This window comes from Pseudocitrobacter sp. RIT415 (assembly GCF_003057695.2).
Taxonomy (GTDB): domain Bacteria; phylum Pseudomonadota; class Gammaproteobacteria; order Enterobacterales; family Enterobacteriaceae; genus Pseudocitrobacter; species Pseudocitrobacter faecalis.
The window spans coordinates 37255-57995 of record NZ_QBJC02000006.1 but is presented as its reverse complement, the minus strand read 5'-3'; the positions used below and the strand labels follow the sequence as shown (position 1 = coordinate 57995).

At 54.7% G+C, this 20741-nt stretch carries 20 protein-coding genes; 16 read left to right on the top strand and 4 right to left on the bottom strand.

Features of this window, described 5'->3' with window-relative positions:
- Window positions 1–276: 276 nt before the first annotated feature.
- Window positions 277–1467 carry a 4-hydroxybenzoate 3-monooxygenase gene (gene pobA / locus DBY68_RS08205; RefSeq protein ID WP_108475439.1) on the bottom strand — a complete coding sequence of 397 codons (1191 nt, stop codon included), beginning with the start codon at window positions 1465–1467 and terminating at the stop codon, window positions 277–279.
- Between the two features lie 277 nt (window positions 1468–1744).
- Here pobA and DBY68_RS08200 point away from each other — a divergent pair, with 277 nt between their 5' ends.
- The 6 genes from DBY68_RS08200 to opgB all read left to right on the top strand — a co-directional run bounded on the left by DBY68_RS08200 (window position 1745) and on the right by opgB (window position 7483).
- Window positions 1745–2527, top strand: a complete 783-nt coding sequence (locus tag DBY68_RS08200; protein WP_108475438.1) for a threonine/serine exporter ThrE family protein — start codon at window positions 1745–1747, stop codon at window positions 2525–2527.
- On the top strand, window positions 2518–2991 hold the full coding sequence (locus DBY68_RS08195) for a threonine/serine exporter (RefSeq protein ID WP_108475437.1): 474 nt from the start codon (window positions 2518–2520) through the stop codon (window positions 2989–2991). Before DBY68_RS08200 ends, DBY68_RS08195 begins: the two co-directional genes overlap by 10 nt.
- 124 nt (window positions 2992–3115) lie before the next feature.
- Window positions 3116–3655 carry a primosomal protein DnaT gene (gene dnaT, locus DBY68_RS08190; RefSeq protein ID WP_108475436.1) on the top strand — a complete coding sequence of 180 codons (540 nt, stop codon included), beginning with the start codon at window positions 3116–3118 and terminating at the stop codon, window positions 3653–3655.
- A gap of 2 nt (window positions 3656–3657) precedes the next feature.
- Window positions 3658–4395, top strand: a complete 738-nt coding sequence (gene dnaC / locus DBY68_RS08185) for a DNA replication protein DnaC (protein WP_015966046.1) — start codon at window positions 3658–3660, stop codon at window positions 4393–4395.
- 71 nt (window positions 4396–4466) lie between these two features.
- Entirely contained in the window at window positions 4467–4958 is a 492-nt protein-coding gene (locus tag DBY68_RS08180) for a DUF2501 domain-containing protein (protein WP_108475435.1), read from the top strand.
- 233 nt (window positions 4959–5191) lie between these two features.
- Window positions 5192–7483, top strand: coding sequence for a phosphatidylglycerol--membrane-oligosaccharide glycerophosphotransferase (gene opgB, locus DBY68_RS08175; RefSeq protein WP_108475434.1), 2292 nt, complete (start codon window positions 5192–5194; stop codon window positions 7481–7483).
- Between the two features lie 249 nt (window positions 7484–7732).
- Here the strand turns inward: opgB and tsr are convergent, their stop codons facing one another.
- Both tsr and DBY68_RS08165 read right to left on the bottom strand, forming a co-directional pair.
- Window positions 7733–9394, bottom strand: coding sequence for a methyl-accepting chemotaxis protein (tsr, locus tag DBY68_RS08170; protein ID WP_108475433.1), 1662 nt, complete (start codon window positions 9392–9394; stop codon window positions 7733–7735).
- A 157-nt stretch (window positions 9395–9551) separates the two neighbouring features.
- The gene (locus DBY68_RS08165; protein WP_108475432.1) at window positions 9552–10562 is read right to left on the bottom strand and encodes an Ldh family oxidoreductase; all 1011 of its coding nucleotides are present in this window, start codon (window positions 10560–10562) and stop codon (window positions 9552–9554) included.
- Window positions 10563–10839: 277 nt separating this feature from the next.
- On the opposite strand from DBY68_RS08165, the gene DBY68_RS08160 reads away from it, so the two are divergent.
- The 3 genes from DBY68_RS08160 (at window position 10840) to DBY68_RS08150 (ending at window position 12737) form a co-directional block, all read left to right on the top strand.
- A complete protein-coding gene (locus DBY68_RS08160) occupies window positions 10840–11388 on the top strand; it encodes a helix-turn-helix transcriptional regulator (RefSeq protein WP_108475431.1) in 549 nt (182 codons plus the stop codon).
- Window positions 11389–11507: 119 nt separating this feature from the next.
- A complete protein-coding gene (locus tag DBY68_RS08155; protein WP_108475580.1) occupies window positions 11508–12254 on the top strand; it encodes a winged helix-turn-helix domain-containing protein in 747 nt (248 codons plus the stop codon).
- A 3-nt stretch (window positions 12255–12257) separates the two neighbouring features.
- Window positions 12258–12737 carry a FidL-like protein gene (locus tag DBY68_RS08150; protein ID WP_108475430.1) on the top strand — a complete coding sequence of 160 codons (480 nt, stop codon included), beginning with the start codon at window positions 12258–12260 and terminating at the stop codon, window positions 12735–12737.
- Here DBY68_RS08150 and hpaR read toward each other — a convergent pair.
- A complete protein-coding gene (gene hpaR / locus DBY68_RS08145) occupies window positions 12734–13180 on the bottom strand; it encodes a homoprotocatechuate degradation operon regulator HpaR (RefSeq protein ID WP_108475429.1) in 447 nt (148 codons plus the stop codon). The two genes, DBY68_RS08150 and hpaR, sit on opposite strands and share 4 nt — an antisense overlap.
- 281 nt (window positions 13181–13461) lie before the next feature.
- Between hpaR and hpaG the strand changes: the two genes are divergently transcribed.
- The 7 genes from hpaG to hpaX all read left to right on the top strand — a co-directional run bounded on the left by hpaG (window position 13462) and on the right by hpaX (window position 20736).
- Window positions 13462–14751: a 4-hydroxyphenylacetate degradation bifunctional isomerase/decarboxylase gene (hpaG, locus tag DBY68_RS08140; protein ID WP_108475428.1), complete on the top strand. Its 1290-nt coding sequence runs from the start codon at window positions 13462–13464 to the stop codon at window positions 14749–14751.
- On the top strand, window positions 14748–16214 hold the full coding sequence (gene hpaE, locus DBY68_RS08135; protein WP_108475427.1) for a 5-carboxymethyl-2-hydroxymuconate semialdehyde dehydrogenase: 1467 nt from the start codon (window positions 14748–14750) through the stop codon (window positions 16212–16214). Before hpaG ends, hpaE begins: the two co-directional genes overlap by 4 nt.
- 1 nt (window position 16215) lies before the next feature.
- Window positions 16216–17067, top strand: coding sequence for a 3,4-dihydroxyphenylacetate 2,3-dioxygenase (gene hpaD, locus DBY68_RS08130; RefSeq protein ID WP_108475426.1), 852 nt, complete (start codon window positions 16216–16218; stop codon window positions 17065–17067).
- A gap of 9 nt (window positions 17068–17076) precedes the next feature.
- Window positions 17077–17457 (top strand): 5-carboxymethyl-2-hydroxymuconate Delta-isomerase, encoded by a 381-nt coding sequence (locus tag DBY68_RS08125; protein WP_108475425.1) that lies wholly within the window; start codon window positions 17077–17079, stop codon window positions 17455–17457.
- Window positions 17458–17546: 89 nt separating this feature from the next.
- Window positions 17547–18350: a 2-oxo-hept-4-ene-1,7-dioate hydratase gene (hpaH, locus tag DBY68_RS08120; RefSeq protein WP_108475424.1), complete on the top strand. Its 804-nt coding sequence runs from the start codon at window positions 17547–17549 to the stop codon at window positions 18348–18350.
- 10 nt (window positions 18351–18360) lie between these two features.
- Window positions 18361–19149, top strand: a complete 789-nt coding sequence (hpaI, locus tag DBY68_RS08115) for a 4-hydroxy-2-oxoheptanedioate aldolase (RefSeq protein ID WP_108475423.1) — start codon at window positions 18361–18363, stop codon at window positions 19147–19149.
- A gap of 219 nt (window positions 19150–19368) precedes the next feature.
- Complete coding sequence (hpaX, locus tag DBY68_RS08110; RefSeq protein ID WP_108475422.1) at window positions 19369–20736, top strand: 4-hydroxyphenylacetate permease; 1368 nt, start codon at window positions 19369–19371, stop codon at window positions 20734–20736.
- Window positions 20737–20741 lie beyond the last annotated feature (5 nt).

Sequence of the window (20741 nt, the reverse complement as noted above, 5' to 3'; positions counted from 1 at the left end):
CTTGTTCCTTAATTACCTTTTCTTGCCCTGATAAATGAGATCAAATTGATATATTTAAATAAGGGGGCGTCACGGCAAAAGGTTAACCGATATAATATGTCACATTGTTTATAAAATGGTAATCCAAATGCAATTAGAAAAAATGAATCTGCGCGTAAGTTATAATTAAAACATTTGTTAATTATATAACTCATTTATGTAGTATTATATTTTTGAATTGATTAAAAGCACTAATGCGCCCCTCACCTTTAATTGATAAAAGTAAGGGGCGGAAAATTATAATGACTCGACCGCCTCATAGGGCAGACCGACATAGTTCTCTGCAATCGTGGTCAGGCCAGCGCGTGAACCCAGATAATATTGACGATCCGCTTCCTGCATCTTTTTATCGAATTCACTCTTATCCTGAAAATCGTGTAGCAGATGGGTCATAAACCAGCTAAACCGCTCCCCCTTCCAGACACGATTAAGCGCCAACTGCGAGTAGCGATCCAGCAGGTCGGCCCGTCCGTGTTGATAATACTGGCACAGGATCCGCCACAGATAATTGACGTCCGACGCCGCCAGATTTAATCCTTTCGCCCCCGTCGGCGGAACGATATGCGCCGCATCGCCCACCAGGAACAGGCGGCCATACTGCATCGGTTCCACCACATAACTGCGCAGCGGCGCGATACTCTTCTCAAGTGAGTGACCAGTCACTAACTTCTGACTAAGATCCTCAGGCAGACGACATTTCAGCTCCTGCCAGAAGCGTTCATCAGACCACAGCTCGACTTTCTCCGTTAGCGGTACCTGTAAATAGTAACGGCTACGAGTTAGTGAGCGCTGACTACAAAGAACGAACCCGCGTTCGTGATGGGCGTATATCAGCTCCGGATTCACCGGCGGCGTATCGGCCAGCATCCCTAACCAGCCGAACGGCCAGACGCTTTCGTATTCCCGCAAAATCTCACGCGGAATGGTTTGCCGCGAAACGCCGTGAAAGCCATCGCATCCGGCGACGAAATCGCATGACACGCGGCAGATTTCACCGCCTTTGTTAAAGGTGACTGTTGGGCTGTCACTTTTGATGTCATCGATATGTACATCGCTCACACCATAAATAGCCGGCGCGCCACTGGACTGCCGGGCCTCCATCAGGTCACGCGTCACTTCGGTTTGTCCGTAAACCATCACGCTCTTGCCGCCGGTCAGCTCACTCAGCGGTACCGGAATGCGTTTGCCGTTAAACAAAAACTCCACCCCGTGATGCACCAGCCCTTCCGCATCCATCCGTTTTGCCACTCCCGCTTCGCGCAGCAGGCCAACTGTGCCACTTTCCAGAATACCGGCCCGGATCCGCCCCAGCACGTAGTCCGGCGTCTGTCTCTCCAGAATCAGGGTCTGAATGCCCGCGTTATGCAGCAACTGCCCCAACAGCAGCCCGGAAGGCCCCGCGCCAATAATCACTACCTGTGTCTTCATAGGGTCGCCTCACGTCGGATAAGTTAATAATTTGTTTGTTTTATGTTTGCATAAAGTTTATTCATGCATTTTTGATAAGGGGGCGTGGGAAAAGAAGGGAAAAACCTGTTCAAAGGCTGCACTTTTCGACAATTTTCAGAAAGTGTGGCGAGCATCAAGTTATGACCCACGCCAAAACACCGACGCCTTTTTGCACATTATTTGATCCGACACGGACTCCCACCCGCGACGCTTCGGGTAAAAGTAACTCATCAGGCAGTTGTACCGAGGATACAGGATGACCACGGAAATTGATCACCACACCCAGCGAGGCATTACGCGGCTCTGTATTCAGTGCGGCCTTTTTCTGCTTCAGCACGGCGCGGAAAGCGCGCTGGTTGATGAGCTGGCTTCACGCTTAGGGCGCGCGCTGGGAATGGACAGCGTCGAAATCGCCATTTCACCGAATGCCATTGTTTTATCAACCATCAAAGATGGGCAATGCATTACATCGACACGCAAAAACGCCGATCGCGGCATCAATATGCATATGGTGACGGAGATCCAACACATCGTTATCATGGCAGAGCATAAACTGCTGGATGCGCGGGATGTCGCCAAACGCTTCGCGCAAATCAAGCCCCTGCGCTACCCACGCTGGCTCGTGGTGACAATGGTAGGCCTTTCCTGCGCCTGTTTCTGTAAACTCAATAACGGCGGCTGGGATGGTGCATTCGTCACGCTCTGCGCCAGTACTATCGCGATGTATATTCGCCAGGTTCTCACCCACCGCGCAATGCACCCGCAAATCAATTTCTGTATTACCGCTTTCGCCGCGACCACTGTCTCTGGCCTGCTGTTGCGCATGCCTGCTTTCAGCCAAACCTCAACCGTGGCAATGGCAGCCAGCGTCCTGCTGCTGGTGCCGGGTTTTCCGCTCATTAACGCCGTCGCCGACATGTTTAAAGGTCACATCAACACCGGGCTGGCGCGGTGGGCGATCGCCAGCCTGCTGACGCTTGCCACCTGCGTGGGCGTGGTGATGGCCATGACCTTATGGGGGCTGCGCGGATGGGTGTAATCGATTTTATGCTGGCGCTGGTTCAGGACATCCTTCTCTCGTCCATTCCGGCAGTAGGTTTTGCGATGGTTTTCAACGTGCCGCACCGGGCGTTGCCGTGGTGTGGGCTGTTGGGCGCGATCGGCCATAGCTCGCGCTTTGTGATGATGACCGCCGGGTTTAACATTGAGTGGGCAACGTTCCTCGCCGCGATTCTGGTCGGTAGCATTGGCATTCGCTGGTCACGCTGGTACCTCGCGCATCCGAAGATCTTTACCGTCGCCGCCGTCATCCCCATGTTCCCCGGTATATCAGCCTATACAGCTATGATTTCCGCGGTAAAAATCAGCCACTTAGGTTATACCGAAGAGATGATGATTGCGCTCATCAGCAACTTTCTTAAGGCATCATCGATTGTTGGCGCGCTCTCTATCGGCCTGTCTATCCCTGGCCTGTGGCTGTATCGCAAACGCCCGCGGGTCTAATTCTCAGCACAACGGCAGCGCGGGATTAAGGCTGCCGTCCCTTTCATGCTCTGTGCTACTATATGCCCATTAACCTGCGGCTATTTCGCAGCCTTCCTGTGTTTTTCTGTATTGAGATAGTGTTATGTCTTCTCGTATTTTGACGCCGAACGTGATTGGTATTGACGCCTTTGTCGCCGATCCTGCTACCATTCTTGCTAAAACAGAAGGTGGTGCACTGGCCGTATTTGCTAACAATGCGCCCGCGTTCTACGCCATCACGCCGGAACGGCTGGCACAATTGTTAGCGTTGGAAGAAAAACTCGCCCGTCCGGGTAGCGATGTGGCGCTGGATACGCAGTTCTTTGAAGAGCCTGCGCCCGCCCCTATCGCCGTGCCGATGGGTAAATTTGCCATGTATGCAGGCTGGCAACCGGATGCCGAATTTTTGCGGCTTTCCGCACTCTGGGGTATTGCCCTTAGTGAGCCAGTCACGCCAGAAGAACTGGCTTCATTTGTCGCTTACTGGCAAGCAGAAGGCAAAGTGTTCCATCATGTGCAGTGGCAGCAAAAACTGGCGCGAAGCGTGCAAATGGGCCGCGCGAGCAATAACGGTCAGCCGAAGCGCGACCTGAACAGCGTATCCGAACCCGATAATCATATTCCCCCTGGTTTCAGAGGATGAGCATGAAAAACGTTGGCGATTTAATGCAACGCCTGCAAAAGATGATGCCGGCGAACGTCAAGCCCGCCTTCACGACCGGTGAAGAGCTGCTGGCCTGGCAAAAAGAGCAGGGAAAAATCCGCGCCGCCGCGCTGGAGCGGGAAAACCGCGCCATGAAAATGCAGCGCACGTTTAACCGTTCGGGCATTCGCCCACTGCACCAGAACTGTTCGTTCGATAATTATCGCGTGGAAAACGAAGGCCAGATGAACGCGCTGTCAAAAGCGCGTCAGTACGTGGAAGAGTTCGATGGCAACATCGCCAGTTTTATCTTTTCCGGCAAGCCTGGCACCGGGAAAAACCACCTGGCGGCGGCCATCTGCAATGAACTACTCCTTCGCGGGAAATCGGTGCTGATCATCACCGTTGCCGACATTATGTCGGCCATGAAAGATACTTTCAGCAATCGGGAAACCAGCGAAGAGCAACTGCTAAACGATCTCAGCCAGGTCGACCTGCTGGTGATCGACGAAATCGGCGTGCAAACGGAGTCGCGCTACGAGAAGGTGATCATTAATCAGATTGTCGATCGTCGTTCATCTTCTAAACGCCCTACCGGGATGCTCACCAACAGCAATATGGATGAGATGAATAAGCTACTCGGAGAGCGCGTAATGGATCGTATGCGTCTCGGCAACAGTCTGTGGGTGATCTTCAACTGGGACAGCTATCGCAGCCGGGTCACCGGTAAAGAGTATTGAGATAAATCTTAGTGCCGACAGGGAGTATACTGGCGGCCTAATACATTCATTGCATGAATAGAGTGCTTCTCATGAAAACGACCAAATCCCTGTTTTGCGGCGCTATCCTCGCAGGCGCCTTCTTCGCCACTGCGGCCAACGCCAGTTCCCTGACCGACACCCTGAGCAGCGCAGCCAGCCAGTTGGGCGGCCAGAGCAGCAGCCAGCAGAGCGGCACATCGCTCTCCTCATTAACCAGCCTGCTCAATGGCGGCTCGCAGTCTCTCAGCGCCAGCACTATGAATAACGCCGCGGGCATTATGGGTTACTGTGCAAAAGAGAAAATCACCTCTGTTGCCAACGTCGATAACATTAAATCTCAGGTGCTGGATAAACTGGGGCTGGACACTGCCGCTGAGCAGAAAAAAGACACCAGCTACATGGACGGCATCCAGGGTCTGCTGAATGCAAAAGATGGGCAGCAGCTGAATCTTGAAAGCCTGGGTAATAGCGAGCTGGGTAAAAAAGTGAAAGCCAAAGCCTGCGATCTGGTGCTGAAACAGGGTGTGAATTTCCTCTCCTGATCCCACTGAGCGCGCGGATAAACGCCCATTCGCTTCTCCGCGCGCTGCGACATCTCTCTTACCCCTCATGCACAAAAGTTCCCTTCTTCGGCGATAAAGTCGGCTATTTATAAACCAATTCTGAACAACAGCACACTTTGATGACGCTAGAATTGCAGCTATACGACCGCATGATTACATTATGCTGTTCAATAAATGTCTGGCCAGAAAACTGGCGCTGTTGAGGATACGTAGTGTCAGAGTTGCTCTCCCTTGCTCTTTTTCTTGCCTCCGTGGCGATTTATGCCCTGAAGGCAGGCCGCAATACGTGGTGGTTCGCCGCTACGCTGATTGTTTTGGGATTTTTTGTCGTACTCAACATTACGCTCTATGCCAGCGACTATTTCACCGGCGACGGCATCAACGACGCCGTACTTTACACACTCACCAACAGCCTGACCGGCGCGGGCGTCAGCAAATATATCCTGCCAGGCATCGGCCTGGTGTTAGGGCTGGTGGCCATATTCGGCACGCTCGGCTGGCTGCTGCGTCGCCGCCGCCATCACCCACACCATTTTGGTTACAGCCTGCTGGCGCTGGTGCTGGCGGTGGGTTCCGTTGATGCCAGCCCGGCGTTTCGCCAGATTAGCGAACTGGTAAAATCTCAATCACGCGACGGCGATCCTGATTTCTCTATTTATTACAAAGAGCCCGCCAAAAGTATTCCGCAGCCAAAGCTTAACCTCGTCTACATCTACGGTGAAAGCCTTGAGCGCACCTATTTTGATAACCAGGCGTTCCCGGATCTCGCACCGGAGCTTGGCGCGCTGAAAGACGACAGTATCGATTTCAGCCACACCATGCAGTTACCGGGCACCGACTACACCATTGCCGGAATGGTCGCGTCACAATGCGGTATTCCGCTGTTCGCCCCGTTTGAAGGCAACGCGTCCGCGTCGCTCTCCAGTTTCTTCCCGCAAAATATCTGCCTCGGCGATATCCTGAAGAACTCCGGCTATGAAAACTATTTTGTCCAGGGCGCGAACCTGCGCTTCGCCGGGAAAGATGTCTTCCTGAAGTCGCATGGCTTTGACAACCTCTACGGCTCCGAAGAGCTGAAGGCCACCGTTGACGACCCGAACTACCGCAACGACTGGGGCTTCTACGATGACACGGTGCTGGACGAAGCATGGAAAAAATTCGAAACGCTCTCTAAAGAGGGTAAGCGTTTCTCTCTGTTTACTCTGACCGTCGACACGCACCATCCGGATGGTTTTATCTCGCGCAGTTGCTCGCGTAAACGCTATGAAATTGGCGGCAAGGCGAATCAGTCCTTCAGCGCCGTCAGCTGTAGCCAGCAGAATATTGCGGAATTCATTAACCGAATCAAAGCCTCGCCGTACTTTAAAAACACGGTGATCGTGGTCTCCTCCGATCATCTGGCGATGAAAAACACCGCCTGGGATTACCTCAATAAGCAGGATCGCAATAACCTGTTCTTCATCCTGCGCGGCGACAAGCCTCAGCAGGAAGTGATGGCGCAAAAGCGTAACACCATGGATAACGGTGCAACGGTGCTCGATATTCTGGGCGGTGATAACTTCATCGGCCTTGGGCGCAGCAGCCTCTCGGGCGAATCGCTGTCGACCATTTTCCTCAATATGAAAGAGAAAGTGCTGGCGTGGAAACCCGACATCATCCGTCTGTGGAATTTCCCGAAAGAGATGAAAGAGTTCACCATCGATACGCAGAAAAACATGATTGCGTTCTCCGGCAGCCATTTCCGTCTGCCGCTACTGCTGCGCGTGTCGGAAAAACGCGTCGAACCGCTGCCAGAAAGCGAGTACTCCGCACCGCTGCGTTATCAGTTAGCCGATTTCGCTCCGCGCGATAACTTCGTCTGGATTGACCGCTGCTACAAGATGGGCCAGCTTTGGGCACCGGAATTCGCGCTCTCCACCGACTGGTGCGTCTCTCAGGGGCAGCTCGGTGGCGAACAAAAAGTCCAGCATGTCGATAAAGCGCAGTGGAAAGGCAAAACGGCATTCAAAGATACCGTGATCGACATGACGCGCTATAACGGCAACGTCGACACTCTAAAAGTGGTGGATAACGATATTCGCTATAAAGCCGACAGCTTCATTTTCAACGTCGCTGGCGCGCCGGAAGAGGTGAAGCAGTTTAGTGGCATTTCACGTCCGGAAAGCTGGGGACGCTGGTCTAATGCCCAGTTGGGCAACCAGGTGAAGATTGAGTATCAGCACCCTCTGCCGAAGAAATTTGACCTGGTGATCACCGCAAAAGCCTTTGGGCAGAATGCCGATAAACCAATCCCGGTGCGCGTCGGTAATAGCGAGCAAACGCTGACGCTGGGACACGACGTGACCACGACGACGCTGCACTTCGATAACCCGACGCAGGCCAGCACGCTGGTGATTGTTCCACCAGCGCCTGAGTCTACGAACGAAGGGAATATCCTCGGCCATTCCCCACGTCAGTTAGGGATTGGGATGGTAGAGATTAAGGTGGTTGAAGCGCAGGGGTAATCCCCTCACCCCGGCCCTCTCCCTTAGGGAGAGGGTGAAAACCGCATCTACCTGACCATTGGCACAATCGGTTCCCCCACCCCGCCCTCTCCCACAGGGAGAGGGAGAAAACCGCACGCACCTCACCACTGGTACAATCGGTTCCCTCATCCCGCTCTCTCCCACAGGGAGAGGGTGAAAAATGCAGGGAATTCAGCAACGTGCTCGATCGGTTCCCTCTCCCTGTGGGAGAGGGTTAGGGTGAGGGCCTTAAAACGTCTCCCAATTCTCCCCGGCATCCGTCGCCGCAGCCTTACGTTGCACTGGCTTCATCGCCACAACGCGCTCTTCCGGTTTCTCCTGAAGTGCTTTTTCCTGCTGGATATGGAACACGGCTACCGCCTGAGTCAGTCTGCTGGCCTGTTCTTCCAGCGCGGCAGCCGCAGCGGCGGATTCTTCCACCAGCGAGGCGTTCTGCTGGGTGACACGATCCATCTCCGACACCGCCAGCCCGACCTGGTCGATGCCCCGGCTCTGCTCATCAGACGCAGACGCAATCTCGCCCATAATATCGGTCACGCGGGTCACCGCATTCACAATCTCATCCATTGTTTCACCGGCGCTTTCCACCAGCGTCGAACCTAAATCAACACGGCTAACCGAGTCTTCAATCAGGCTCTTAATTTCGCGGGCTGCCTGCGCGCTACGCTGGGCCAGATTACGCACTTCCCCCGCGACTACCGCAAAACCACGTCCCTGCTCGCCTGCACGCGCCGCTTCTACCGCGGCGTTCAGCGCAAGAATGTTGGTCTGGAAAGCAATGCCGTCAATTACGCTGATAATATCGGCAATCTTCTGCGAACTGGCGGTGATATCACGCATGGTTTGCACCACGTTATCCACCACTTTCCCGCCCTTCTGCGCCGTTTCCGACGCGCTCAGTGCGAGGTTGCTCGCCTGACGTGCGTTCTCGGCGTTCTGCTTAACGGTCGCAGTCAGCTCTTCCATGCTGGCAGCGGTTTCTTCTAGCGAAGCGGCCTGCTGTTCAGTACGGGAAGAGAGATCGTTATTGCCCATCGCAATCTCGCTCGCGCCGCTATAAATCGCGTCCGCGCCGTTACGCACTTCACCGACGGTACGCACCAGTTCACCCTGCATATGACGCAACGTACTGGCCAGTTGCCCCATTTCGTTGCGCCCTTCCACATCAATAGGACGAACAAGATCGCCTCCGGCAATATGGCGAATACTTTCAATCAGACTTTGCAGCGGCAGGATCAGGGTTTTACGGATGCCAAACCAGACAATCGCGATCGCCAGCAGTACGGCAACCATGACGCCGGCTAAGATCCACATCGCCTGATCGTATGAACGATTGTTATCGGCGACAGCCAGATCGTATAAACGATCGTTCTGTTGCAGATAATCAACATAAGCCTGCTCGAATCTATCCTGATAGCCCTGGGTAGGCTGATCGAAGAAGTCGTTGATTTTCCCCGCGCCCAGCAGCTGAATCAGCTCCGCCAGCGCACCGTGGTAGATGTCATAGTTGCGTTTGATTTCCAGCGCTGCCGACTCGCTCTGACGCGGGTCACGCGGCATCGCTTCGTACTCGGCCCAACGCTTTTCCGCATCGCTCAGCGATTTCTGCGCGACCTGCATCAATTCCGCCACCGTAGCGCCACTGCCGATATTGTTTTGATCCATCATGTAGCGGATCCCGGCGCGGTTCAGGGTGTTACGGGTTTGCAGCAAAGCCACCCAGCTGCCGTTGAGGCCAGACTGCTGCTGGCGAACGGTTTGTAGAACGGTAAAGTTTTCCTTGTCGTTTTTGAGCGCGTTGAAGAACAGCCCGCCCGATGTGAGTTGTAAGAGTCCAAATAACACCAAAACCAGCACTAAGCTGGTCACGATCTTGATACGTTTTAACATGCTTTCTCTTCCTCCTGGCGAATTACGGTTTTCGGCCTGGAAAGAGAAAACTTTAAGAAAAGGTGCAACCCTGAATTGCCGGATGCGGCTACGCCTTATCCGGCCTACGGTTTGGCGCTATGTTTGACCCGCGCGTAGGCCTGATAAGCGAAGCGCATCAGGCGCTTAACGCACGGATATCATCGTAAAGCGACTGTGTGATAGCTACGCCCTGCTTTTCACTCTTCAGGCGTGACTGATAACGACGCTCGCCCGGTAATCGCGCGCCCTGCGCCTGCATGCCGCTAAATAATGTTTCTGCCCGCGCCAGATGCGCACTGGTATCCTCGCCGAGGAAGCGCGTCGGGTCGAGCGCCAGAATCAATTCGCCGCCGTACGGCAGACCACCTGCGCCGTTATCCCACGCCAGAGACTCTGCGCTGGTCATATCGCCAATCAACGGCCCGGCGAGCAACTCAACCATGGCCGCCAGCGCTGAACCTTTGTGCCCGCCAAAGGTGAGCATCGCCCCATCCAGCACCGCCTGCGGGTCGGTAGTGGCATTGCCGTCGCTGTCGATGCCCCAGCCTTCAGGGATCGCTTTCCCGGCACGATGATGCAGTTGAATTTCCCCACGCGCCGCCGCGCTGGTCGCCATATCAAAAATAAACGGATGCTTATCGCCCCGCGGCCAGCCAAAGGCTATCGGGTTGGTACCAAAAAGTGGCTGAGTGCCACCCGCCGGTGCAACCCAGGCGTGGCTCGGCGTCGTCGCCAGCGCCACCAGCCCGGCGTCGGTCAGCGGTTCTACGTCGGCAAACAACGCGGAGAAGTGGACGCAGCGGTTGATCGCCAGCGCCGCAATGCCACATTGCCGCGTTTTCTCGATCAACAGCGGCAGCGCTTGCTCAAATGCCAGCAGCGAATACGCACCATGCGCATCCGCTTTCACAATCGCCGGGGCCTGAGACACCACCGTGGGCAGCGCATCGGCGGACACTTTTCCTTTGCGCAACGTGTCGACAATACCGAGCAAACGCCACAGACCGTGTGATGCACAACCATCACGCTCACCGGCGGTGACGTTTTTCGCAATCACCGCCGCATGTTGTTCACTGAATCCATTACTGCTAAGCGCGTGATACGCCAGCGCGTAAGCCTCATCGACAGAGAGGTTTACTGTTTCCATGAAACGCTCCTTTATGATTTTCATCTCCGATAACGTTGATCAGAGACGGCAGGGTTAGTTAACCGTATCTTAATTTTCAATTAACAACAATGGCACAAGCACACACGCCAAACAGATGAAAAACATATACAACACTTATAAATTAGAGCAAATCACCATATAAACACCAAATGTATTTATAAATATCTTTAAACGCCCCCTGCAAGGTAGGCTTTTTCTCATTCTTCTCCGAGCCAGCGATAATGCCATCGCGGCCAGAACGGGTGTGAAATTGACGATGACCGCATTAACTCTTGCAGAACCCCGCTATCAGGTTCGGGTTCTGAGTAACAATTATTTCTTCTGGGTAGGTGTGAAAAACCTGATGCATCAACAGGGAAAACCGGCCGCCGATATTAAGTGGATTAAAGAGGCCAGCGACAGCCAGCAGCGTTTGCTGTGCCAGGAAATCTACGCCACTCCAATTGTCCAAAAGTGGCTGGTCTTTACGGAAAGCGAGCAGATTGACACCCTGAGCGTGATGTTACCGGATGACAGGGTGAACATTCTTTCCGATCGGATGGAAATGAGTGAGTTAAAAGAACAGTTGAAAAACCCGACTTTTAGCCGCCGCCGCCGCGATAAACAGCTCACCCGCTCTGAAGCGCGCGTCTGTTCCCTGATTCGCCAGGGCTTCACGCTGGTGCGCATTGCACAAATTCTCAATAAATCGCCGAAAACAATTTATACCCACAAGCGCAATGCGATGGATAAATTCCACTGCGATACCCTGGTCGAATTCAACCGCAAAATGAACCTGATGGAACGCCAGGCTCTCTACAACTAATGCGGACGCGGTGATCATTGCTGGGATCAATGTTATAGGTAACGTAACGACCTATAATTTCAGCTAATATAAAGGCACTTTGCTTTTGGCTTTCTTGATTCCGGATGCTCTTACCGCATATGAAATATCTGCTCGCTGATGCGCTCATCTATGACAATGAAGAGGGTTCGCTCTCCCTGAAGGGAGAGGAGAACGACGAGCGACAGGTGCTGACCAGTACCGCGAATCATATCTTCAGTTTATTAATCGCCCATCATGGTATGGTGGTCGATCGCGAAAAATTTCTGCAAGACGTGTGGGACGAGCGGGGTCTGACGGGTTCTAATAACTCGCTAAATCAATACATTAGCATCTTGCGTAAATTGCTGGACGGTATGATGCCCGGCACCTCGTTTATCATCACCGTACCGAAAACAGGTTTTATGCTGAATGCCGAGATAAGTGTGCACCCCCTCAGCCGTGAAAGCGCGCCCGCGCTTCCCGTGCCGATGCGTGCGCCTCGCTCCCGCCCCAAATTAGCCATTTGGTTGTGCATCGCGACGATGGTGGTTGCGGCCATTTGCGGCAGTTATCTCTCGCAAAAACAGTCACCGCTAGTGACTGCCCGCTATTTACTGACCCAGATTGACGGCTGCCCGGTGTATACCTTCACGCCCATTGCGGATGTTTTTCAAAAACAGGCCGTGGCGCTCACTCGCCAAATCAAAGAAAACAGCGGCTTATCGTGCCTGGAAAACTCCGTATTCTATGTGCATATTCAGAACACGCTGTTTTATGGGGATAAGGGCCGACTGGTGCTTTCTCAGTGTTCGCGCTCAAGCCAAAGTACCAGCACCTGTAGCACCAATTACTTTTATGAGTGGTGACCGATGAAGTCCCGTACCCTTCAGATAATAGCCTTTCTTCTCATTAACATCGCGCTGGTCGCCGCAACGTTATGGTGGCTAAATAAGCCCAAACCGCTGGCCTTTAACTGCCTCGGGCAACTCAACTTCAAGGAAAGCCGCGACAATAATCCCTTCAATTTCGACGGCCAGGTGGTCATGCATTTCAACCCGGACGGCAGCGGCTATTTCATCATGACCGGCAACCTGATGGCGAAGGCGAAAATGCATACCGTCTCGCGACAGGAGAATTTCAGTTGGCGTAATCTGCACGATAGCCTGTATGAAATTCACATTCAGAACATCGAACGATTTAGCCACGATCGCGTGCCGGATAAAATTTTCGAAGCGTACACTGCCGGTATTCTTCTCGGTCAGAAGCGCTTACTCAGCATTCAGCGAACGCCGGAACACGCCATCATTATCGGTAATTTCTACTCGCCGCTTTTACTCTGCGCGAGCTAGTTTTTATCGTCCCTATTTTCGCTCTGGCGCAAACTTCCCAGTGCGATAAACTCCCCCAGCAGCGCGGTAAGCTGCTGCATTTTCTCTGGCGTAAACTCATTTTCAATCAGCCGATAAGCTTCTTCCACCTGCGTTTGCGCGCGTGCGTAAAGCGCCTGCCCCTCTTTGGTCAATGACACGAATAACTTGCGCTGATCGTTAACCGGCTTTAAGCGCAGCACCAGACCATCGCGTTCCATACGCGTCAAAATACCGGTCAGGCTTGGGCGCAAAATGCAGGCGCGAAATGCCAGATCGTGAAAATCCATCGACGGGTTCTCGGCCAGAATGCGCACGATACGCCACTGCTGCTCGGTCAAATTATGCTGCTTCACAATGGGACGAAAGTAGCTCATCGCCGCTTCGCGTGCCTGCAACAGTGCGATAGTCAAAGATTCGTGCATCATTCTTCCCCACGGTACTCAAAAAATCATTAATAACGAAACAATTAGCAAACGCGGCGTTTTTCGGCAACCGGTTTCTTTGTTTTCTCGCCTGCGAAAAATCACAAAAACAACTTAATGAATTGATTTTAATGAATTTAATAAAATTAACTGTAAATTTATTGTTAATGACATCACAAATATTTCACTTATTTTTGCCAAACGACGCGATCAGGAATAAAAGAGATCATTAACATATTAATGAAAATAAAACTCACCGAACCAGCCCTGAGGAGAGGTTAATGAAAGGTACCGTCTTCGCCGTCGCCCTGAACCACCGCAGCCAGATTGACGCCTGGCACAACGCGTTCCAGCAAGCGCCCTATAAAACACCGCCCAAAACCGCCGTCTGGTTTATCAAACCGCGTAACACCGTGATTAGCGTGGGAGAACCCATTCCTTTCCCGCAGGGCGAAACGGTACAAAGCGGCGCAACCGTGGCGCTGATTGTCGGCAAAACAGCAACCAAAGTGCGCGAAGAAGACGCCGCAGAGTACATCGCAGGCTATGCGTTGGCGAACGACGTCAGCCTGCCGGAAGAGAGCTTCTACCGTCCGGCGATCAAAGCCAAATGCCGCGATGGCTTCTGCCCGATAGGCGAAACGGTGGCGCTGAAAGATGTCGATAACCTGACAATTATTACCGAAATCAACGGGCGCGAAGCGGATCACTGGAATACCGCCGACTTACAACGCAACGCCGCGCAGTTGCTGAGCGCCCTGAGCGAATTCGCCACGCTGAACCCTGGCGACGCCATCCTGCTTGGCACGCCACATAATCGTGTGGCGATTCAACCCGGCGACCAGGTGCGCATTCTGGCGGAAGGTTTCCCGGCGCTGGAAAACCCGGTAGTCAACGAACGTGAAGTGACCACACGCAAAACCTTCCCAACGCTACCGCATCCACACGGCACGCTGTTTGCCCTTGGCCTGAACTACGCCGATCACGCCAGCGAACTGGAATTTAAGCCACCGGAAGAGCCGCTGGTATTCCTGAAAGCGCCAAATACTCTCACGGGCGACAACCAGACATCCGTGCGCCCGAACAACATCGAGTACATGCACTACGAAGCGGAACTGGTGGTGGTGATCGGCAAGCAGGCGCGCAACGTCAGCGAAGCCGATGCCATGGATTATGTCGCGGGCTACACGGTGTGTAACGACTACGCCATCCGCGACTACCTGGAAAACTACTATCGCCCGAACCTGCGGGTGAAAAGCCGTGACGGACTGACGCCGATGCTGTCGACCATCGTGCCGAAAGACGCCATTCCCGATCCGCATAATCTGACCCTGCGCACCTACGTCAACGGCGAGTTACGCCAGCAAGGCACAACTGCCGATCTGATCTTCAGCGTACCCTTCCTGATCGCTTACCTGAGCGAATTTATGACCCTCAACCCTGGCGACATGATCGCCACCGGCACACCGAAAGGCTTGTCCGACGTAGTGCCCGGCGATGAGGTGGTGGTGGAAGTGGAAGGCGTGGGGCGTCTTGTGAACCGAATTGTCAGTGAGGAGACTGCAAAATGAAAAAGATAAACCATTGGATCAACGGCAAAAACGTTGCAGGCAGCGACTACTTCCAGACCACCAACCCGGCAACCGGTGAGGTGCTGGCAGATGTTGCCTCCGGCGGTGAAGCGGAGGTAAACCAGGCGGTAGCGGCGGCGAAAGAGGCGTTTCCGAAATGGGCCAATCTGCCGATGAAAGAGCGCGCGCGCCTGATGCGCCGTTTGGGCGATCTTATCGATCAAAACGTGCCGGAGATCGCCGCGATGGAAACCGCGGACACCGGTCTGCCTATTCATCAAACCAAAAACGTGCTGATCCCGCGCGCATCCCACAATTTCGAATTTTTCGCCGAAGTGTGCCAACAGATGAACGGCAAGACCTACCCGGTCGATGACAAGATGCTCAACTACACGCTGGTGCAGCCGGTAGGCGTTTGTGCGCTGGTTTCACCGTGGAACGTGCCGTTTATGACCGCCACCTGGAAGGTTGCACCGTGTCTGGCGCTGGGCAATACCGCGGTGCTGAAGATGTCTGAACTCTCTCCGCTGACTGCCGATCGTCTGGGTGAACTGGCGCTGGAAGCCGGTATTCCGGCCGGCGTGCTGAACGTGGTGCAGGGTTACGGCGCCACCGCAGGCGATGCGCTGGTGCGTCATCATGACGTGCGTGCCGTGTCGTTCACCGGCGGCACCGCCACCGGGCGCAACATCATGAAAAACGCCGGGCTGAAAAAATACTCTATGGAGCTGGGCGGTAAATCGCCGGTGCTGATTTTTGAAGATGCCGATATTGAACGCGCGCTGGACGCCGCCCTGTTCACCATCTTCTCAATCAACGGCGAACGCTGCACCGCCGGTTCGCGCATCTTTATTCAACAGAGCATCTACCCGGAATTCGTAAAACGTTTTGCCGAACGCGCGAATCGTCTGCGCGTGGGCGATCCGACCGATCCGAATACCCAGGTTGGGGCGCTTATCAGCCAGCAGCACTGGGAAAAAGTCTCCGGCTATATCCGCCTCGGCATTGAAGAAGGCGCCACCCTGCTGGCGGGTGGCCCGGATAAACCGTCCGACCTGCCTGCGCATCTGAAAGGCGGCAACTTCCTGCGCCCAACGGTGCTGGCGGATGTCGATAACCGCATGCGCGTCGCCCAGGAAGAGATTTTTGGGCCTGTCGCCTGCCTGCTGCCGTTTAAAGATGAAGCCGAAGGCTTACGCCTGGCGAATGACGTGGAGTATGGCCTCGCATCGTACATCTGGACGCAGGATGTCAGCAAAGTGCTGCGCCTGGCACGCGGTATCGAAGCGGGCATGGTATTCGTCAACACCCAGAACGTCCGCGACCTGCGCCAGCCGTTTGGTGGCGTGAAAGCCTCCGGAACCGGGCGCGAAGGCGGAGAGTACAGCTTTGAGGTGTTCGCGGAAATGAAGAACGTCTGCATTTCCATGGGCGACCATCCAATTCCGAAATGGGGAGTCTGATATGGGCAAGCTCGCATTAGCAGCAAAAATCACGCACGTACCGTCGATGTATCTCTCTGAACTGCCAGGGAAAAACCACGGCTGCCGCCAGGGAGCGATCGACGGTCATAAAGAGATCAGCAAGCGCTGCCGGGAAATGGGCGTCGATACCATTATCGTTTTCGATACCCACTGGCTGGTGAACAGCGCTTATCACATCAACTGTGCGGATCATTTCGAAGGCGTCTACACCAGTAACGAGCTGCCGCACTTTATCCGCGACATGACCTACAACTACGAAGGCAACCCGGCACTGGGGCAACTTATCGCCGATGAAGCACTGAAACTCGGCGTGCGGGCGAAAGCGCACAACATCCCCAGCCTGAAACTGGAGTACGGCACGCTGGTGCCGATGCGCTACATGAATGAAGACAAGCACTTCAAAGTGGTCTCCATTTCCGCTTTCTGCACGGTTCATGACTTTGCCGACAGCCGCAAGCTGGGCGAAGCGATTCTGAAAGCAATCGAACAGTACGACGGCACCGTAGCGGTACTTGCCAGCGGTTCGTTGTCGCACCGCTTTATTGACGACCAGCGCGCCGAGGAAGGCATGAACAGCTACACCCGCGAGTTCGACCGCCAGATGGACGAGCGCGTAGTAAAGCTGTGGCGCGAAGGACAGTTCAAAGAGTTTTGCAGCATGCTGCCGGAGTACGCCAACTACTGCTACGGCGAAGGCAACATGCACGACACGGTGATGCTGCTGGGGATGCTCGGCTGGGATAAATACGACGGCAAAGTCGAATTTATCACCGAACTGTTCCCAAGCTCCGGCACCGGCCAGGTTAATGCTGTTTTCCCGCTTCCCGCGTAAGGACGTTTTATGCCGCACTTTATCGTTGAATGCAGTGACAACATCCGCGAAGAGGCCGACCTGCCGGGGCTGTTTGCCAAAGTGAATCCGGCGCTGGCCGCCACGGGCATCTTCCCGCTGGCAGGCATTCGCAGCCGCGTGCACTGGGTCGATACCTGGCAGATGGCCGACGGGCAGCGCGATTACGCCTTCGTACATATGACGTTGAAAATCGGTGCGGGGCGCAGCCTGGAAAGCCGTCAGGAAGTCGGCGAAATGCTGTTTGAACTGATTAAAACGCACTTTGCCGCCCTGATGGAGAGCCGCCTGCTGGCACTGTCGTTTGAGATTGAAGAGCTTCATCCGGTACTGAATTTTAAACAAAACAACGTGCACGCGTTGTTTAAGTAAGGTGCAGGTTGCCCTCCGGCAAAAGACAGCACCGAACCGTAGGCCGGATAAGGGCACAGCCGCATCCGGCAATGCCACAGGATATCGCCATGTTCGACAAACAAACTCACACCCTGATCGCCCAGCGTCTGGAGCAGGCAGAAAAACAGCGTGAACAGATCCGCGCGATCTCCCTCGACTACCCGGAGATCACCATCGAAGATGCCTACGCCGTACAGCGCGAATGGGTTCGCCTGAAGATCGCCGAAGGTCGCACACTCAAAGGTCACAAAATTGGCCTGACCTCAAAAGCGATGCAGGCCAGCTCGCAGATAAGCGAGCCGGACTACGGCGCACTGCTGGATGACATGTTCTTCCACGATGGCAGCGATATCCCGACCGATCGCTTTATCGTGCCACGCATCGAAGTGGAGCTGGCTTTTGTGCTGGCAAAACCGCTGCGCGGGCCGAACTGTACCCTGTTCGACGTCTACAACGCGACGGACTATGTGATCCCGGCGCTGGAGCTGATCGACGCCCGTTGTCACAACATCGATCCGGAAACTCAGCGCCCGCGCAAAGTGTTCGACACCATTTCCGATAACGCCGCCAATGCCGGGGTGATCCTCGGCGGTCGTCCCATTAAGCCCGATGAGTTGGATCTGCGTTGGATCTCCGCTTTGCTGTACCGCAATGGCGTGATTGAAGAAACCGGCGTCGCCGCTGGCGTGCTGAATCATCCGGCAAACGGCGTGGCCTGGCTTGCGAACAAACTCGCACCGTATGACGTGCAACTGGAAGCCGGGCAAATCATTCTCGGCGGATCGTTCACCCGCCCGGTTCCGGCGCGCAAGGGCGACACCTTCCACGTTGACTACGGCAACATGGGTTCCATTAGCTGCCGTTTTGTTTAAGGAGAGAACCATGGAAAACACCTTTAAAGCGGCGCTGAAAGCGGGTCGTCCACAAATCGGTTTATGGCTGGGGTTGAGCAGCAGCTACAGCGCCGAACTGCTGGCAGGGGCGGGATTCGACTGGTTGTTGATTGACGGTGAGCATGCGCCGAATAACGTGCAAACCGTGCTCACCCAGCTACAGGCGATTGCGCCCTATCCCAGCCTGCCGGTGGTGCGTCCGTCGTGGAATGATCCGGTGCAGATCAAACAGTTGTTGGATGTTGGCACGCAAACGTTGCTGGTGCCGATGGTGCAAAACGCTGATGAAGCCCGTGAAGCGGTTCGTGCCACGCGTTACCCGCCAGCCGGGATTCGCGGCGTAGGAAGCGCGCTGGCACGCGCCTCGCGCTGGAACCGTATTCCGGATTATCTGCAAAAAGCCAACGATGAGATGTGCGTGCTGGTGCAGATCGAAACCCGTGAAGCGATGAAAAACCTGCCGCAGATCCTGGATGTAGAAGGGGTGGATGGCGTGTTTATCGGCCCGGCGGATCTGAGCGCGGATATGGGTTATGCCGGTAATCCTCAGCATCCGGAAGTGCAAGCCGCGATTGAGCAGGCGATCGTACAGATCCGCGAAGCGGGTAAAGCCCCGGGGATCTTAATCGCCAATGAGCCACTGGCGAAACACTATCTGGAATTAGGCGCGCTGTTTGTCGCCGTCGGCGTCGACACCACCCTGCTCGCCCGCGCCGCCGAAGCGCTCGCCGCCCGGTTTGGCGCGCAGGCCACAGCCATTAAGCCCGGCGTGTATTGACGCCGGATGCGCTGCGCTTATCCGGCCTACAACTACACCAGATCGTAGGCCGGATAAGGCAACGCCGCATCCGGCAAACAGCAACACCAAACCGTAGGCCGGATAAGGCAACGCCGCATCCGGCAAACAGCAACACCAAACCGTAGGCCGGATAAGGCAACGCCGCATCCGGCAAGAACCGTTGTCGTACCCTACAAAAATCCCCTTAGAGGAATAGCCATGAGCGACACATCATCTGCACTGCCAAACCCCGCGGACGCGCATAAATCGCTGACGGCAGGCCAGCAGGCGGTCATCAACAAACTCTTTCGCCGCCTGATCGTTTTTCTGTTTGTGCTGTTTATTTTCTCGTTTCTCGACCGCATCAACATCGGTTTTGCCGGGCTAACGATGGGGCGCGATCTCGGCCTGAGCGCCACCATGTTCGGCCTCGCCACGACGCTGTTTTACGCCGCCTACGTAATTTTCGGCATTCCGAGCAACATCATGCTGGGGATTGTCGGTGCGCGCCGTTGGATCGCCACCATTATGGTGCTGTGGGGCATCGCCTCCACTGCGACGATGTTCGCCACCGGCCCCACCAGCCTTTATGTGCTGCGTATTCTGGTCGGCATTACCGAAGCCGGCTTTCTGCCGGGCATTCTGCTTTATCTCACTTACTGGTTCCCGGCCTATTTCCGCGCCCGCGCGAACGCGTTGTTTATGGTGGCAATGCCGGTAACAACCGCGCTCGGTTCCATCGTCTCCGGTTATATTCTGGCCCTGGACGGTGTGATGGCGCTGAAAGGCTGGCAGTGGCTGTTCCTGCTGGAAGGCTTCCCCTCACTGCTGTTGGGTATCATGGTGTGGTTCTATCTTGATGATTCCCCGGACAAAGCCAAATGGCTAACCGCTGATGATAAGAAAAACCTTCAGCAGATGATGGATAACGATCGCCTGACCCTGGTTCAGCCGGAAGGGGCAATCAGCCACCACGCAGCACAGCAGCGCAGCCTGTGGCGCGAGATTTTCACGCCGATTGTGTTGATGTACACCCTCGCCTACTTCTGCTTGACCAACACCTTAAGCGCCATCAGCATCTGGACGCCGCAGATCCTGCAAAGCTTTAACCAGGCCAGTAGCAACATCACTATCGGCCTGCTCGCCGCCGTACCGCAGATTTGTACCATTCTTGGGATGATCTACTGGAGCCGGCATTCTGACAAACACCAGGAACGTAAACATCATACCGCCCTGCCGTATCTGTTCGCCGCCGCGGGCTGGCTGCTGGCGTCCGCTACCGATCACAGTCTGATCCAACTTTTGGGGATCGTGATGGCCTCAACCGGATCGTTCAGCGCCATGGCCATTTTCTGGACTACCCCGGATCAATCAATCAGCCTGCGTGCCAGAGCGGTCGGTATCGCGGTGATCAACGCCACCGGCAATATTGGATCGGCGCTCAGTCCGTTTATGATCGGCTGGCTGAAAGATGTGACCGGCAGCTTTAACAGCGGCCTGTGGTTTGTGGCAACGTTGCTGGTTATCGGGGCAGCCATCATCTGGGCTATTCCGATGAAATCCTCTCGCCCGCGCGCCACGCCGTAAGGAGC